Source organism: Variovorax davisae, assembly GCF_030316845.1.
In the GTDB taxonomy this organism is placed as follows: Bacteria; Pseudomonadota; Gammaproteobacteria; order Burkholderiales; family Burkholderiaceae_C; genus Variovorax; species Variovorax davisae.
In genome coordinates this window covers 50,782-65,380 of the sequence record NZ_JASZYS010000019.1, presented here as the reverse complement: position 1 = coordinate 65,380, position 14,599 = coordinate 50,782, and the positions used below count along the sequence as shown (strand labels likewise).

Below are 14,599 nucleotides of genomic sequence, written 5' to 3'. Positions count from 1 at the left end.
AACCATGACCCTCGACGCCCTCGCCACCCGCCACCCCCGCCTGTTCGAGGCCGGCATCCAGCTCGACCGCCTGCCGGCCCTGGCCTGGCTCGCGCTGCAGGCGGCCGCGCTGGCACCCACCTGGGCCTGGATGGGCCGGCGCATGCTGGACCGCTCCGACGACCCGCTCGGCCTGCTGGCGGTCGCGGCGCTGGCGCTGCTGGTGTTCACGCTGCGGCACGGGCTGCGCGCGGCGCCACGCCTCGGCTGGCTGGCGCTGGCGGCCCTGGCGACCCTGGCCGCCACCCTGGGCCGCACCGGCATCGGCGGGTGGCCGCCGCTGCCGTCGCTGGCCGCCGCACTGCTGGCCATGGGCGCGCTGGCCTGCGCGCTGCTGGCCTTCCTGCCGCGCGAGGTGCCCGCGGGGCCGGTCGCCGGGCTGGCGGTGCTGGCGCTGCCGCTGCTGTCTTCGCTGCAGTTCTATGCGGGCTACCCGCTGCGCGTCGTCACGGCCGAGGCCAGTCGCTGGCTGCTGGCGCCGGGCTTCGAAGTGGCGCGCGAAGGCAGCAGCCTGTGGATCGATGGGCGGCTGGTGATCGTCGACGCGCCCTGCTCGGGCGTGCAGATGGCCTGGTTCGGCTATTTCACGGCCTGCGTGGTCGCGCTCTGGGTGCTGCGCGACAACCGCGCCTTCCTGGCCCGGCTGCCGGCGGTCGGCCTGCTGGTGCTGGCCGGCAGCATCGTGCGCAACAGCCTGCTGGTGGCCCTGGAGGCGGCCGGCCATGCACCGCCGCCCTGGCTGCACGACGCCTTCGGCCTGGCCTTGCTGGCGACGGTCTGCGCCGGCATCGCCCGGGTCATGAGCCATTCCCGAGGAGACCGCCATGGCCATCGCCGTGCTTGAGCGCTGCTTCGCCAACCGCTTCGTGCACCGCATGCTGCACAAGGCCCTGTTCGGCCTCGCCATGCTGCTCTGCCTGGCCTGGTCGGGCAGCGCGGCGCTGCACCGGGCGGCGCCGGCCGCGGCCGCCTCGGCCTTCCACGAATGGCCGAACGAATGGGACGGCGCGCCGCTGCGCCCGCTGGCCCTGAGCGAGGTCGAACACCGCTTCGCCGAGCGCTTCCCGGGCAGCATGGCGCGCCTGACCGACGGCCGGCAGGTGCTGGTGCTGCGCCAGGTGAACGCGCCGACGCGCATGCTGCATCCGGCCGCCGACTGCTACCGCGCGCTGGGCTACGGCATCGCCCAGGCGCGGCTGGAGCGCGACCTGCACGAACGACTGTGGCGTTGTTTCGTCGCCGAGCGCGCCGGCGGGCAAAAAATCCGGGTCTGCGAGCGTATCGTCGACGCCGGGGGCGGCGCTTTCACCGACACTTCAGCCTGGTACTGGGCGGCGGCCAGTGGCCGCTCGCACGGTCCCTGGCAAGCCGTCACCCTGGCGAAACCGATCGAGTGAGAGTGATTTGCTGAAGAAAGCGCTGGTTTACCTGCTTTTCGCGACCCTGGCCCTGGTTCTGACGGCGGCGGTCGCGGTGTTCCTGATCCTGAAGCTGGCGCTGGCGCCCGGCCGCGACGAATGGCCGGCCCGCTTCCAGGCCGGCCCGGTGGCGATCGACGTCGGCGTCCCGACCGCGATCCGGCTGGCCACCTCCTCCTGGTTCGCCCCCTGGCTGGCCGGCCGCACGCTGGAGACCGCCCACGGGCCGGTGCGCTTCGGCTGGAACGCCGCGAGCGAAACCCTGGAACTCGACTGCGCGCCCTGCAGCGCCACGGTGCCGGCCCTGGGCAGCGCGCCGATCCGGCTCGACAGCCTGCGCGCCACGGTGCGCCGCGACGCCGGCACGCTGGGCGGCATCCTCGAAGTCGCGCCGCCGGCCCGGCCGCTGGCGGTCGGCGGCCGCAGCGACGACGGCATCCTGCGCGGACGCTGGTCCGGCCGGCTGACGCAGCAGGCCTTGCACATCGACATCCAGGTCCCCGAGACGCCGATCGCACGCTGGTACAGCGTGCTGGCACCCGAGCTGGCCGAACTGCAGCGCGCCCGCATCGGCGGCACGCTGGCGCTGGGCGCCCAGCTCGGCCTGCCCGCCGGCACCTTCGCGGTGCAGCCGCGCATCGCCGACTTCACGGTCGACGGGCTGGGCACCGAGACGATCGCCAATGCGCGCACCAGCTGCGGCGCGCCGAGCCGGCTCGGCAACGACAGCTGGCTGGCGCGCGCGGTGATCGCGGCCGAGGACCAGCGCTTCTTCACCCATCCGGGCTACGACATGACCGAGCTGGCGGCCTCGCTGGAGGTCAACCAGAAGGCCTCCAAGGCCGAACGCGGCGGCAGCACCCTGAGCCAGCAGCTGGCCAAGATCCTCGTGACCGGTGGCGAGCAGAGCGCCGACCGCAAGCTGCGCGAGCTGCTGTATGCGGTCGAGATGGAGCAGACCCTGGGCAAGGCGCGGATCCTCCAGCTCTACCTCGACAACGCCCCCTGGGGCGCGCGGATTTGCGGCGCCGATGCCGCGGCACGCACCTATTTCAAGCGCCCGGCGCGCAACCTCGAGCCGGCGCAGGCGGTCTGGCTGGCGGCCATGCTCAACAACCCGGCCCTGGCCGTGCGCAAGTGGCAGCAGGAGGGCAACATCAACCTCGACCGGGCCAAATGGGTGGCCGATGGCGTGCGCGGCATCAGCAAGCCGCAGCGCGATGCCCTGCTGCGCAGCGTCGCCACGGCCCGCTTCGCACCACCTTGACGCAGCCGGCCCCGCACCAAGTCGGCGCACCGAGGGGCCCGCAGCCCGCTTCCTCGCTGGCACATGTCTTGCGATGGCATCCCCAATGGATGCTGTCACCGCCCCCCCGCCCGCAGCCGTTGAAATCGTCGCGCTGAGCAAGCGCTACGCCGCCGGCACGCCGCCCGCCGTCGACCAGATCGACCTGCGGATCGCCAGCGGCAGCTACTGTTGCCTGCTCGGCCCCTCGGGCTGCGGCAAGAGCACCACGCTGCGGATGGTCGCCGGCCACGAATCGGCCTCCGGCGGCGACATCCTGCTGGACAACCGCAACATCACCAACCTGCCGGCCGCGGCGCGTGGCACGGCAATGATGTTCCAGAGCTTCGCGCTGTTTCCGCACCTGTCGGCGCTCGACAACGTCGCCTTCAGCCTGAAGATGAAGGGCGTCTCCAGGAGCGAGCGCCACAAGCGCGCCGGCAACTTGCTCGAGCGGGTCGCGATGGGCCACCTGGCCGAACGCAAGCCGGGCGAGCTGTCGGGCGGCCAGCAGCAGCGGGTGGCGCTGGCGCGGGCCCTGATCACCGAGCCGCGCGTGCTGCTGCTCGACGAGCCGCTGTCGGCGCTCGACCCCTTCCTGCGGATCCAGATGCGCGCCGAGCTGCGGCGCTGGCAGAAGGAGCTGGGCCTGACCTTCATCCATGTCACGCACTCGCAGGAAGAGGCGATGGCGCTGGCCGACACCATGGTGGTGATGAACAATGGGCTGATCGAGCAGGTCGGCTCACCGCACGAGGTCTACAACCACCCGGCGAGCGAGTTCGTGGCGCGCTTCATGGGCGGCCACAACGTCTTCGCGCTGAACGAGGGCATGGTCGCGGTGCGCAACGACCACACGCGGATCACGCCGGCCACCGGCGCGGCGGGCGAGCCGGGGCTCCCCGCGCATGTCACCGACGTCGAATACCAGGGCACCTACGTGCTGCTCGGCCTGCGCCTGACTGGCGTGCGGCCGGAGTTCAGCGGCATCTCGGTGCTGCTGTCCGAGAAGGATTTCGCCGGCCGGGGCTACGCGGTCGGCGAAAGCGTGCGCGTCTCGTGGGCCGAATCCGACGCCCGCACGCTGGGCCCTGGCGCCACCCGCCCCGAAGCCCGCAGCGGCGGCACGTCGCCGCCGCGGCATGCGCCGATGGCGGCCCTGGCGGCGATGGCGGCCTGACAGCGCCCCGCCCTCCCCCTTTTTCTTCACCACCGCCTCTCAGGAGACCTCCCATGTCCAAAAAAATCGAAACCCCGACCTCCGGCGTGCAGCGCCGCACGCTGCTGCAGGGCACGGCGGGCATCCTCGCGGCGGGCGTCTTCCCGGCCATCCACGCGCAGGAGAAGATCGTGCTGCGCTACCTCGGCACAGCCGTCAACCAGGACAAGGCGATCGCCGAGAAGTTCAAGGCCGACACCGGCATCGAGATCCAGTACGTGGCCGTCACCACCGACGACGTCACCAAGCGCGCCGTCACCGCGCCGAACAGCTTCGACCTGATCGACACCGAGTACTTCTCGCTGAAGAAGATCGTGCCGACCGGCAACCTCAAGGGCATCGACACCAAGCGCGTGAAGAACGCCGACAAGATCACCAGCGTGTTCACCAAGGGCGAGGTCGCCGGCAAGAAGATCGGCAGCCAGGGCACGGCGCCGATCAAGGTGATCTTTCTCGAAGGCGAGAAGAGCAAGGTGTTCTCGAAGACGCCGACGCAGTTCATGTCGCTGATCCCGACCACCTACAACGCCGACACGCTGGGCATCCGGCCCGACCTCATCAAGCGTCCGATCGGCTCCTGGGCCGAGCTGCTGAACCCGGAGTTCAAGGGCAAGGCGGCGATCCTCAACATCCCGTCGATCGGCATCATGGACGCGGCGATGGTGGTGGAGGCCAAGGGCATCCACAAGTACGCCGACAAGGGCAACATGACCAAGGCCGAGATCGACCTGACGATCAAGACCTTGATCGAGGCGAAGAAGGCCGGGCAGTTCCGGGCCTTGTGGAAGGACTTCAACGAGTCGGTCAACCTGATGTCCTCGGGCGAGGTGGTGATCCAGTCGATGTGGTCGCCGGCCGTGACCGCGGTCCGCAGCAAGGGCATCGCCTGCACCTTCCAGCCGCTCAAGGAAGGCTATCGCGCCTGGGCCTCGGGCTTCGGCCTGCCGGCCACCCTGTCGGGCAGGAAGCTCGACGGCGCCTACGAGTTCATCAACTGGTTCCTCGACGGCTGGGCCGGCGCCTACCTGAACCGCCAGGGCTACTACAGCGCCGTGCTGGAAACCGCCAAGGCCAAGATGGAGCCCTTCGAGTGGGCCTACTGGATGGAAGGCAAGCCCGCCACGCAGGACATCAAGAGCCCGCAGGGCGACGTCATCGCCAAGGTCGGCGCGGTGCGCGACGGCGGCAGCTACGAGGAGCGCATGGGCGGCATCGCCTGCTGGAACGCGGTCATGGACGAGAACGAGTACATGGTCCGCAAGTGGAATGAATTCGTAGCCGCCTGAGCGCACGACGCCTCTTCGGCACGAAGGGGCCACACAACAAGAACATGTCCAACGTCACGCGCGCAACGGCAGCTGCCTCTTCACCCACCCGGACCCTCAAGGCCTGGTGGCAGGCGGCGCCGTTCGCGCTGGTGTTCCTGTTGTTCTTCCTCATCCCGCTGGCGCTGATCGCGATGGTCAGCCTGTGGAACTTCAACGAGTACGAGCTGATTCCGGCGATCTCGCCGCGCAACTACTTCGCGATCTTCGAGGGCTGTTCGCACCTCACCGACAACGGCGACCTCTGCGTCACCTTGTCGACCTACCTCAGCACCCTCAAGTTCTGCCTGCTGGTCTGGGCCATCACCTTGCTGATCGGCTTCTCGGTGGCCTACTTCCTGGCCTTCCACGTGCGTTCGCCGGGCATGCAGACGCTGTTGTTCGTGCTGTGCACGGTGCCGTTCTGGACCTCCAACGTGATCCGCATGATCTCGTGGGTGCCGCTGCTGGGCCGCAACGGGCTGGTGAACCAGGGCCTCATGGGCATGGGCCTGGTCGACGCGCCGGTCGAATGGCTGCTGTTCTCGGATTTCTCGGTGGTGCTGGCCTTCGTGCACCTCTACACGATGTTCATGATCGTGCCGATCTTCAACTCGATGATGCGCATCGACCGCTCGCTGCTCGAAGCGGCCAACGACTCCGGCGCCTCGGGCTGGCAGACGCTCTGGAACGTGATTGTGCCGCTGTCGCGCACCGGCATCCTGATCGGCTCGATCTTCGTCATCACGATCGTGATGGGCGACTTCGTCACCATCGGCGTGATGGGCGGCCAGCAGATCGCCTCGGTCGGCAAGATCATCCAGGTCCAGACCTCCTACCTGCAGTTCCCGCTGGCGGCGGCCAACGCGATGATCCTGCTGGCGGTGGTGCTGATGATCATCTGGGGCCTCACCCGGCTGGTCGACATCCGCAAGGAGCTGTGAATTGAGCCAACGCATCGGTGAACAGCGCAGCGCCGGCTTCTGGCCCCTGGCCCTGGTCTTCGCGCTGTTCGTGGTCTTCCTCTACGGCCCGATGATCACCATCTTCGTGCTGAGCTTCCAGGGCCCCGAGGGCGGCCTCACCTTTCCGCTGCGCGGCGTCTCGCTGCACTGGTTCCGCAAGCTTGCCGAAGGCCTGGGCACGGTCGACATCGGCGCTGCCTTCGGCCGCTCGCTGATGCTCGGCGCCGTCGTGATGGGGTTCACCGTGGTGCTGTCGGTGCTCGCGGGACTGGCCTTCCGCAAGCGCCTGAAGGGCGGCAACGCCTTGTTCTTCGTCACGGTGGCGAGCCTGATCATGCCGTCGATCATCGTCTCGCTGGGCATCGGGCTGCAGTTCCGCCTGCTCGACACCGGCCTCAAGGGCGCGCTCGGCGCGATCGGCGCCGACGGCCTGCTCGAGAACTACGGCACCGCGCTCGGACTGCTCACCTCCGCGCTCGGTGCCCACCTGACCTGGACGCTGCCCTTCGGCCTCCTGATCATGTTCGCGGTCTTCAACCGCTTCAATCCGGCCTACGAGGAAGCCGCACGCGACCTCGGCGCCACGCCCTGGCAGAGCTTCCTGCACGTGGTGCTGCCGCTGATCGGGCCGTCGGTGGTCGGCATCGGCATGTTCGGCTTCACGCTGAGCTGGGACGAGATCGCGCGCACCTCGCAGGCCATCGGCGACGTCAACACGCTGCCGCTCGAACTGCAGGCGCTGACCTCGACCGTGACCACGCCATCGATCTACGCGCTCGGCACGGTGACCACCGTCGTGTCGTTCGCGGTGATGGCGATCGCGCTGGGGTCGGCGGCGCTGCTGGGGCGGCGCTCCACGCGGCGCCGCTGACGCCCACGGTCCCCCATGAAGCGGCTGCTGGTCATCAACCCGAACACCTCGGCCTCGGTGAGCGCCCTGCTCCAGCAGCACCTGCGCACGCAGCTGGACGGGACCCTCGAAGTGCAAACGCTCACGGCACGGTTCGGCGCGCCGTACATCGCCAGCGAGGCCACCTACGCGGTGGCGCAGCATGCGGTGCTCGATGCCTGGGCCAGCGCGCACGCGCATGGCGAGCGGCCCGACGCGATCCTGATCGGCTGCTTCGGCGACCCGGGCCTGTTCGCCCTGCGCGACGGCGCCGGCGTGCCGGTCGGCGGACTGGCCGAGGCGGCCTTCGCCGCGGCCGCCCGGCACGGCCGCTTCGCCATCGTGACCGGCGGTGAACGCTGGCGGCCGATGCTCGACCGGCTGGCGTCCTCGCTCGGCTTCGCGGCGTCGCTGGCCGGCATCCACACGGTGGCGCCGAGCGGCGCCCAGCTGGCCCAGGACCCGGTCGGCGCCCGCCGCCTGCTGGCCGAGGCCTGCCGCGAGGCTGCGACGCGCTTCCAGGCCCAGGCCGTGATCCTCGGCGGCGCGGGCCTGGCGGGCATGGCCGCCGATTTCGCCGCCTCGGTGCCGGTGCCGCTGATCGACAGCGTCAGCGCCGGCGGCGCGTGGGCGCTCGAGGCCGTCCGCAGCGGCCACCAGCCGGCGGCCATGCCGCCGGGCTTCGGCGTCGCCTGGCAGAACGTGTCCTGGGAGCTCGAGTCGCTGGGCTGACAGGCCCCACCGCCAGCGCGGTCGGCGCGACCGTGCCACCATGCCTGCATGAGCACCACCTCCCACGCCCATCCGTCCCCCGCGGTCGAGCCCCTGTCGCTCTCCCAGCCGCGCGGCATCGACCAGATCGTCGCCGGCGTCTCGACCAGCGACGGCGACGGCGTCAAGCTCACGCGCGTGCTGCACCAGCCGCTGCAGCAGCGGCTCGATCCCTACCTGATGCTCGATGCCTTCGGCAGCGACAACCCGGGCGACTACATCGGCGGCTTTCCCAGCCACCCGCACCGCGGCTTCGAGACCGTGACCTACATGATCTCCGGGCGCATGCGCCACCGCGACAGCGCCGGCCATGAAGGGCTGCTGTCGAACGGCGGCGTGCAATGGATGACCGCCGGGCGCGGCCTGGTGCACAGCGAGCTGCCGGAGCAGGAGGAAGGCCTCATGGAAGGCTTCCAGCTGTGGCTCAACCTGCCGGCCAAGGACAAGATGCGCGAGCCCTGGTACCGCGACATCCAGAGCCCCGAGATTCCGGAGTTCGTCACCCCGGCCGGCGTCCACGTGCGCGTCATCGCCGGCGCCAGCCACGGCGTCCACGGCGCGGTGCAGCGGGAACACACCGAGCCGCTCTACCTCGACATCACGCTGCCGCCGGGGGCCGAGTTCGCCCAGCCGCTGCTGGACGACCGCAACGCCCTGGTCTACGTGTTCCGCGAGTCGCTCTACATCGGCAGCGCCGAGATCCCGACCAAGCGCATGGCGATCCTGGCCAACGAGCCCGGCAGCGATGGCGTGGTGCTGCGGGCGCCGGCCTCCAACCACAGCCCGGCGCGCGCCCTGTTGATCGCCGGCAAGCCGCTGCACGAGCCGATCGCCCAGTACGGGCCCTTCGTCATGAACACGCGCGAGCAGGTCACCCAGGCGGTGCACGACTTCCAGCACGGCAAGCTCGGCTGACGACCGGCCACGACGGCCGGTCATGCTTCTTTACCAGACCTCACCCCGGGCTCACGATCGAGATACATGGGGGCGCCAAACTTCCTCTCACCTGCTGCCCATCGGCGGCGGGCTTCTTCGAAAGGAAGCACTCTCATGATCCCGTCTCGCAAAAGCCTTCTCTGGGCCGGTCTGCTGGCCTCGGCCACCTTCGCGTCGTCCGGTGCCTTCGCACAGGCGCCGCTGACGGCTCCCCCTGCGCCCGCCGCCAACGCCCAGCCGGCGGCCCAGGCGCCGGCCAAGCCGCAGCGCCATGAGGCCAACCGCGCCGAACGCTTCGAGCGCATGCAGGCCCATCGGGCGCAGCGGCTGGCGGCGCTGAAGGAAAAGCTCAAGCTGACGCCGGCCCAGGAAGGCGCCTGGAACAGCTTCTCCACCGCCCAGCAGCCCCCGGCCCGCCCGGCCGGCCAGCCGGGTGCCGATCGCGCCGAGTTCGCCAAGCTGACCACGCCGCAGCGCCTCGACCGCATGCAGGCGCGCCAGGCCGAGCGCAGCGCGATGTTCGCCAAGCGCGCCGTTGCCACGCGCAGCTTCTACGCCGCCTTGTCGCCGGAGCAGCAGAAGACCTTCGACGCCGAGTCGATGCAGCGCTTCGGCCATCGCGGGGCGGGCGGCCCCGGTGGCCCTGGCGGACACCACCACCACCCGGCCCCGCCGCCGGCCAAGGGCTGATCCGGCCGGCCACGGCAAAGCCCCGGCACGCGCGTGCCGGGGGCTTTTTTCGTCCGGCTCCCTACTTGGGCGTGCCGGTCTTGTCGGTCGGGTTGGTGGGCACCTCAGGCCGCTCGCCCTTTTCGCCGAAACGCGGCTTCACCTTCCGGCCGGTCTGGCTCACTTCGGTGCGCGACACCTCGCCGGTCGGCGCAGGCAGCGCGTTGGGCTGGTGATTCACGGTGGTCGTGGCCTCGCCCTTCGGCACGTTGTTGGTGGCGTTGCTGCGGTTGTGGATCCGGGCTTCCGACTTCACCACCTCGCGCGACGCCGGGTTGCTGCCGTCGGGCCGCTGGGTCGGATTGGCGACCCCCGCCGGGGTCTTGGTGCTGGCCTGGCCCGCCACCGCGGGGTCGGGCTGGGCCGGCACCACCGGCGTGGTCTGCGCCTGGGCAAGGCCCGCCAGGCCCAGCAGGCCGGCGAGGACGGTGGTGGCGATGATGCGTTGCTTCATGATGGCTCCTGTCTCTCTGGGTTCATTGAACAAGTCGAGCCTTTGCCTCAAGCTCTGAACGCACCGTAGAAGGGCAGGGGCGGGCGGCATGTGGGGCTGCGGCCGGGCTGCCTGTAGGCGCCATGCCCCCTTGCGCGCAGGCCGTCGAAGGAGGTGGTCCGTTCCTACAGCCGCCGCGCGCGGGCCGGCTTACAACCATGCTTGTGAAGCCTCCTCTGCATTCGGGCGCCGCCACCGCACCGGTGACCTCGCTCAAGGTCATGACCGTGAACACCCACAAGGGCTTCACGGCGCTCAACCGCAAGTTCATCCTGCCCGAGCTGCGCGATGCCGTGCGCACGGTGGGCGCCGACGTGGTGTTCCTGCAGGAGGTGCTGGGCACCCACTCGCGCCATTCGCGCAAGGTCGACAACTGGCCCGAGGCGCCGCATTACGAATTCCTGGCCGACAGCATGTGGCCGCAGTTCGCCTATGGCCGCAACGCGGTGTATCCCAAGGGACATCACGGCAACGCGGTGCTGTCCAAGTTCCCGATTGTCCATTACCGCAACCACGATGTCTCGATCCTCGGGCCCGAGAAGCGGGGCCTTCTGCATTGCGTGCTGCGGCTGCCGGCGCGGCCGACCGACGTCCACGTGATCTGCGCCCACCTGGGGCTGGCCGAGGCCCACCGGCTGCAACAGCTCGAGCTGCTGTGCCACATCGTGCGCGACGAGGTGCCGGCCGATGCCCCCCTGGTCGTCGCCGGCGACTTCAACGACTGGCGCGGCCGCGCGCACCAGATCCTCGCCCAGGGGGCGTCGCTGAGCGAAGTCTTCGTGCAGGCCCATGGCAGCGCGGCGCGCACCTTTCCCGCCCGCTTCCCGCTGCTGTCGCTGGACCGCATCTACGTGCGCAACGCCCGTGTCCATTCGCCGGTGGTGCTGCCGCGCCGGCCCTGGTCGCACCTGTCTGACCACGCCCCGCTGGTGGCGGAGATCGCGCTGTGAGCAACGAAACCCCTGACACGGCGGCCGCCGGCCGGCGCTGGATCGAAGGCAACCATGTCACGTTGCTGGAAAACGGCGAGGAGTTCTTTCCGCGCGTGTTCGAGGCCATCGGCGAAGCCAGGCGCGAGGTGATCGTCGAGACCTTCATCCTGTTCGAGGACAAGGTCGGCGAGCAGCTCCACGCGGCGCTGAGCGCAGCGGCCCGCCGCGGCGTCAAGGTCGACCTGATGATCGACGGCTTCGGCTCGCCCTCGCTGTCGCCGGGCTTCATCGCGGGGCTGATCGCGGCGGGCGTCAAGGTGCGGGTGTTCGATCCCGGCAAGCGCATCTTCGGCCAGCGGCTCAACATCTTCCGGCGCATGCACCGCAAGATCGTGGTGGTCGACGGCACGCTGGCCTTCGTCGGCGGCATCAACTACGCGGACGACCACCTGCTCGACTTCGGCCCCAAGGCGAAGCAGGACTACGCGGTCGAGCTGGCCGGCCCGATCGTCTCCGAGATCCACCGCTTCGTGCTGCATGCGATCGCGGTCGGCGGCAAGGGCGCAGGCTGGTTCCGGCGCCGCATCCGGGCCGCGGCGCAGGACGACAACGCGCCCGCGGGCGAGGCCGCGGCGCAATTCATCACCCGTGACAATCGGCGCCACACCAACGACATCGAGCGCCACTACCTCGCGGCCATCCGCAGCGCCCGGCAACGCATCGTGATCGCCAACGCCTATTTCTTTCCCGGCTACCGGCTCATCAAGGAACTGCGCCGTGCCGCCCGGCGCGGCGTCGACGTGCGGCTGATCCTGCAGGGCGAACCGGACATGCCGATCGTCAAGGTGGCCGCCAGCATGCTCTATCACCACCTGCTGCATGCCGGCGTGCGAATCTACGAATACTGCGAGCGCCCCCTGCACGGCAAGGTGGCGCTGGTGGACGAGCGCTGGAGCACCGTCGGTTCGAGCAACCTCGACCCGCTGAGCCTGTCGCTCAACCTCGAAGCCAACGTGATCGTGCGTGACCGGGCCTTCAACCAGACGCTGTGGGAGCGGCTCGACGCACTGATGCAGCACAGCTGCAAGCGCATCGAGGCCTCGGACCTCGGCGAGTGGAGCGGCTGGCGCCTGGTGCGCAGCTTCTTCATCTTCCATCTGCTGCGCTGGTACCCCTCGTGGGTCGGCTGGCTGCCGCGCCACGCGCCCAAGCTCGAGCCGCTCGACACGCCCCTGCACCAGGGCGGGGGCGCCACGCGAACGGACGCGGCGTGATGGCCCAGGCCCAGGCACCGGCCGCCGGCGGCTGGCCGCTGGTGAAGCGCGTGGCGGCCTGGCTCTTCTTCGCCGCGGTGCTGGCGCTGATCGTGCGGCAGGCCCGCACGATCGACTGGAGCGAAGTACTCGACGCGCTGCGCGCGATCCCGCGGCCCGCGCTGCTGGCGGCCGCTGCGCTCGCCGCCTGCAGCCACCTGCTCTACAGCACCTTCGACCTGCTGGGCCGCCGCATGACCGGCCACCGGCTCGGCACCCGCATCGTGATGCGCGTGACCTTCATCAGCTATGCCTTCAACCTGAACCTCGGCGCCCTGGTCGGCGGCGTCGCCTTCAGGTACCGGCTCTACTCGCGACTGGGCCTGGACAACCTGACGATCACGCGCGTGCTCGGTTTCAGCATGCTGACCAACTGGCTGGGCTACCTGGTGCTGGCCGGCGCGGTGTTCTGCTTTTTTCCGATGGTGCTGCCGCCCGAGTGGAAGATGGACGGCGAAGGGCTGCGGGTGCTCGGCGCACTGCTGCTGGCCGCAGGCGCGGGCTACCTCGGCCTCTGCGCCATCGCGCGGCAGCACACCTGGCGGCTGCGCGGCCATGAGCTGGACACGCCGTCGCTGCGCATGGCGCTGCTCCAGCTCACGCTGTCGATGCTCAACTGGTCGCTGATCGGCGGGATGATCTGGCTGCTGCTGCAGCGCCAACTGCCCTACCACGAGGTGCTGGCCGTGGCGCTGGTCGCGGCGGTCGCCGGCGTCATCACCCACGTGCCCGGCGGCCTCGGTGTGCTGGAGGCGGTGTTCCTGGCGCTGCTCGGCCACCGGGCGCCGCAGGGAACGCTGCTCGGCGCCCTGCTGGCCTACCGGGCGATCTACTACCTGCTGCCCCTGATCCTTGCCGCCCTGACCTACGTGGCCACCGAACTGCGGGCCCGCAAGCTGCGGCGCCGGGTGCCGAGCGCCTCGTCCTGAACGCCCGCCGCACCACGGCTGCGCCAGCGCAGGCCTTAGCGCTTTACGCCTGAGCGCCTACAGGTGGGGCCGCGGGGCGGCCCTAAGTTGATGCCATGGCCCCGCACACCATCACCCTCGCCGGCAACACCGATTCCGACGGCTTCCGGCGCGAGGCGCGCGCGCTGCTGGCAGCGCTGGTCGCGCCCGACGAGGTCGATTGGGTCATCGATGCCGGGGCCGCGACACAGCGCTTCTCGAGGCCGGCCGGCCCCGCGGGGCCGCGCGCTGCGGCGAGCGCCGGCATCACCCATCCGCTGGTTCCACGCTCCTTCATGTCGATGTGCGAGACCGTCATCCTGCACAACGCGCCGCTGCGCTTCGGCCTGCTCTACCGGCTGCTGTGGCGACTGGTGCATGAGCCCGGCCTGCAGCACGACCCGCGCGACCGCGACCGGGTCCAGGCGCTGCACATGGCCCAGGCCGTGCGGCGCGACATGCGCAAGATGAAGACCCTGATCCACTTCAGCGTCGTCGACGACAAGCCCGACGCCGAAGCGCTCTACCTGGCCTGGTTCGATCCCGACCATCACGTGGTCGAAGCGGTGGCGCCCTTTTTCGCGCGCCGCTTCGCGCAGCTTCGCTGGGCCATCCTGACGCCCGAACGCAGCGTCCGCTGGCAAGGGCAGATGCTCGAGTTCGGGCCCGGTGCGCCACCGATGGCGGCGGCCGAGGGCCTGGGCCGCTACCGCGACGTCTTCGGCGACCTCGCAGCGCGTCTGCAGCCCGCCATCAATAACGGTAGAGGTAGCGCACCCGCACGAAGTTCTCGCCCGGGTTCGGCTCCTTGATGCTTGCGTTCGAGAAGTGCTGGACGCGCAGCGACAACTCGTGCGCGCCTTGCGCGCCGAGGTTCACGCCCACGCCGAGCTGCTCGGTGAACTGGAAGGTGGTGCTGAACTCCCGGCCCGGCGTGCGGTAGAGGCGGTCCATGACGGTGGCGCCGATGCCGGCCTCGACGAACCATGGCGACTCGCCCTGGCTGAAGCGCCAGCGCCAGTTGGCGATCGCCCCGAGTTGCGTGTAGCTGCGCTTGTCCGCGCCATTGGGGGGCAGCGGCGCGCGCCACTGGCTGAGAAAGAAATCCCAATAGAACGACAGCGGACCGCCCGGCGCCGGCGACCCGCGCCATGACCACGGCATGGCGTAGCCGAGCGTCAGCGAATCGGTGTCCGTGTCGCCGCGCCCGAGATCGATGTAGATGCCGGGCGTGCTGTCTGCGGGAGCGGCCATGGAGGCCAGGGGAAAGGCCAGGCTGGCAGCGCACAGCAGGGCCCTGACGCAGCGCGATGAATGAGTCATTCGTATGATTATGAGTTGCAATGGGAATGTAACAAG

The 14,599-nt window shown here is 70.0% G+C and carries 16 protein-coding genes; 14 read left to right on the top strand and 2 right to left on the bottom strand.

Features of this window, described 5'->3' with window-relative positions; all coding sequences use genetic code 11:
- The first annotated feature begins 4 nt into the window (after nt 1–4).
- The 10 genes from xrtQa to QTI33_RS31245 all read left to right on the top strand — a co-directional run bounded on the left by xrtQa (nt 5) and on the right by QTI33_RS31245 (nt 9,516).
- Nucleotides 5–883, top strand: a complete 879-nt coding sequence (xrtQa, locus tag QTI33_RS31290; protein WP_286510464.1) for an exosortase Q — start codon at nt 5–7, stop codon at nt 881–883.
- Nucleotides 864–1,436 carry an exosortase Q subunit 2 gene (xrtQb, locus tag QTI33_RS31285; RefSeq protein ID WP_286510463.1) on the top strand — a complete coding sequence of 191 codons (573 nt, stop codon included), beginning with the start codon at nt 864–866 and terminating at the stop codon, nt 1,434–1,436. The genes xrtQa and xrtQb overlap by 20 nt, the downstream gene beginning before the upstream one ends.
- 7 nt (nt 1,437–1,443) lie before the next feature.
- Nucleotides 1,444–2,724, top strand: a complete 1,281-nt coding sequence (locus QTI33_RS31280) for a biosynthetic peptidoglycan transglycosylase (RefSeq protein WP_286510462.1) — start codon at nt 1,444–1,446, stop codon at nt 2,722–2,724.
- Between the two features lie 85 nt (nt 2,725–2,809).
- Nucleotides 2,810–3,922 carry an ABC transporter ATP-binding protein gene (locus QTI33_RS31275; RefSeq protein WP_286510461.1) on the top strand — a complete coding sequence of 371 codons (1,113 nt, stop codon included), beginning with the start codon at nt 2,810–2,812 and terminating at the stop codon, nt 3,920–3,922.
- A 53-nt stretch (nt 3,923–3,975) separates the two neighbouring features.
- Nucleotides 3,976–5,247, top strand: coding sequence for an ABC transporter substrate-binding protein (locus QTI33_RS31270; RefSeq protein ID WP_286510460.1), 1,272 nt, complete (start codon nt 3,976–3,978; stop codon nt 5,245–5,247).
- 44 nt (nt 5,248–5,291) lie between these two features.
- Complete coding sequence (locus tag QTI33_RS31265; RefSeq protein ID WP_286510459.1) at nt 5,292–6,209, top strand: ABC transporter permease; 918 nt, start codon at nt 5,292–5,294, stop codon at nt 6,207–6,209.
- Nucleotide 6,210: 1 nt separating this feature from the next.
- Nucleotides 6,211–7,101, top strand: coding sequence for an ABC transporter permease (locus tag QTI33_RS31260; RefSeq protein ID WP_286510458.1), 891 nt, complete (start codon nt 6,211–6,213; stop codon nt 7,099–7,101).
- Between the two features lie 15 nt (nt 7,102–7,116).
- On the top strand, nt 7,117–7,851 hold the full coding sequence (locus tag QTI33_RS31255; protein ID WP_286510457.1) for an aspartate/glutamate racemase family protein: 735 nt from the start codon (nt 7,117–7,119) through the stop codon (nt 7,849–7,851).
- A gap of 48 nt (nt 7,852–7,899) precedes the next feature.
- Entirely contained in the window at nt 7,900–8,805 is a 906-nt protein-coding gene (locus QTI33_RS31250) for a pirin family protein (RefSeq protein ID WP_286510456.1), read from the top strand.
- A 135-nt stretch (nt 8,806–8,940) separates the two neighbouring features.
- On the top strand, nt 8,941–9,516 hold the full coding sequence (locus QTI33_RS31245) for a Spy/CpxP family protein refolding chaperone (protein WP_286510455.1): 576 nt from the start codon (nt 8,941–8,943) through the stop codon (nt 9,514–9,516).
- Nucleotides 9,517–9,577: 61 nt separating this feature from the next.
- Here the strand turns inward: QTI33_RS31245 and QTI33_RS31240 are convergent, their stop codons facing one another.
- Nucleotides 9,578–10,009 (bottom strand): serine/threonine protein kinase, encoded by a 432-nt coding sequence (locus QTI33_RS31240; RefSeq protein ID WP_286510454.1) that lies wholly within the window; start codon nt 10,007–10,009, stop codon nt 9,578–9,580.
- Between the two features lie 197 nt (nt 10,010–10,206).
- Between QTI33_RS31240 and QTI33_RS31235 the strand changes: the two genes are divergently transcribed.
- The 4 genes from QTI33_RS31235 (at nt 10,207) to QTI33_RS31220 (ending at nt 14,052) form a co-directional block, all read left to right on the top strand.
- On the top strand, nt 10,207–10,998 hold the full coding sequence (locus QTI33_RS31235; RefSeq protein ID WP_444814916.1) for an endonuclease/exonuclease/phosphatase family protein: 792 nt from the start codon (nt 10,207–10,209) through the stop codon (nt 10,996–10,998).
- The gene (clsB, locus tag QTI33_RS31230; RefSeq protein ID WP_286510453.1) at nt 10,995–12,254 is read left to right on the top strand and encodes a cardiolipin synthase ClsB; all 1,260 of its coding nucleotides are present in this window, start codon (nt 10,995–10,997) and stop codon (nt 12,252–12,254) included. Before QTI33_RS31235 ends, clsB begins: the two co-directional genes overlap by 4 nt.
- Nucleotides 12,254–13,222: a lysylphosphatidylglycerol synthase domain-containing protein gene (locus QTI33_RS31225; protein WP_286510452.1), complete on the top strand. Its 969-nt coding sequence runs from the start codon at nt 12,254–12,256 to the stop codon at nt 13,220–13,222. Before clsB ends, QTI33_RS31225 begins: the two co-directional genes overlap by 1 nt.
- A 95-nt stretch (nt 13,223–13,317) precedes the next feature.
- Entirely contained in the window at nt 13,318–14,052 is a 735-nt protein-coding gene (locus tag QTI33_RS31220) for a TIGR03915 family putative DNA repair protein (RefSeq protein WP_286510451.1), read from the top strand.
- Here QTI33_RS31220 and QTI33_RS31215 read toward each other — a convergent pair.
- Complete coding sequence (locus QTI33_RS31215; RefSeq protein WP_286510450.1) at nt 13,994–14,494, bottom strand: acyloxyacyl hydrolase; 501 nt, start codon at nt 14,492–14,494, stop codon at nt 13,994–13,996. The genes QTI33_RS31220 and QTI33_RS31215 overlap by 59 nt on opposite strands.
- Between the last annotated feature and the right edge of the window lie 105 nt (nt 14,495–14,599).

Excerpts from the sequence above, each read along its gene's own strand:
- xrtQa (WP_286510464.1), top strand. The coding sequence starts at position 5 with ATGACCCTCGACGCCCTCGCCACCCGCCACCCCCGCCTGTTCGAGGCC.
- xrtQb (WP_286510463.1), top strand. The coding sequence starts at position 864 with ATGGCCATCGCCGTGCTTGAGCGCTGCTTCGCCAACCGCTTCGTGCAC.
- QTI33_RS31275 (WP_286510461.1), top strand. The coding sequence starts at position 2,810 with ATGGATGCTGTCACCGCCCCCCCGCCCGCAGCCGTTGAAATCGTCGCG.
- QTI33_RS31270 (WP_286510460.1), top strand. The coding sequence starts at position 3,976 with ATGTCCAAAAAAATCGAAACCCCGACCTCCGGCGTGCAGCGCCGCACG.
- QTI33_RS31265 (WP_286510459.1), top strand. The coding sequence starts at position 5,292 with ATGTCCAACGTCACGCGCGCAACGGCAGCTGCCTCTTCACCCACCCGG.
- QTI33_RS31255 (WP_286510457.1), top strand. The coding sequence starts at position 7,117 with ATGAAGCGGCTGCTGGTCATCAACCCGAACACCTCGGCCTCGGTGAGC.
- QTI33_RS31250 (WP_286510456.1), top strand. The coding sequence starts at position 7,900 with ATGAGCACCACCTCCCACGCCCATCCGTCCCCCGCGGTCGAGCCCCTG.
- QTI33_RS31245 (WP_286510455.1), top strand. The coding sequence starts at position 8,941 with ATGATCCCGTCTCGCAAAAGCCTTCTCTGGGCCGGTCTGCTGGCCTCG.
- QTI33_RS31240 (WP_286510454.1), bottom strand. The coding sequence starts at position 10,009 with ATGAAGCAACGCATCATCGCCACCACCGTCCTCGCCGGCCTGCTGGGC.
- QTI33_RS31235 (WP_444814916.1), top strand. The coding sequence starts at position 10,207 with ATGCTTGTGAAGCCTCCTCTGCATTCGGGCGCCGCCACCGCACCGGTG.
- QTI33_RS31225 (WP_286510452.1), top strand. The coding sequence starts at position 12,254 with ATGGCCCAGGCCCAGGCACCGGCCGCCGGCGGCTGGCCGCTGGTGAAG.
- QTI33_RS31220 (WP_286510451.1), top strand. The coding sequence starts at position 13,318 with ATGGCCCCGCACACCATCACCCTCGCCGGCAACACCGATTCCGACGGC.
- QTI33_RS31215 (WP_286510450.1), bottom strand. The coding sequence starts at position 14,494 with ATGGCCGCTCCCGCAGACAGCACGCCCGGCATCTACATCGATCTCGGG.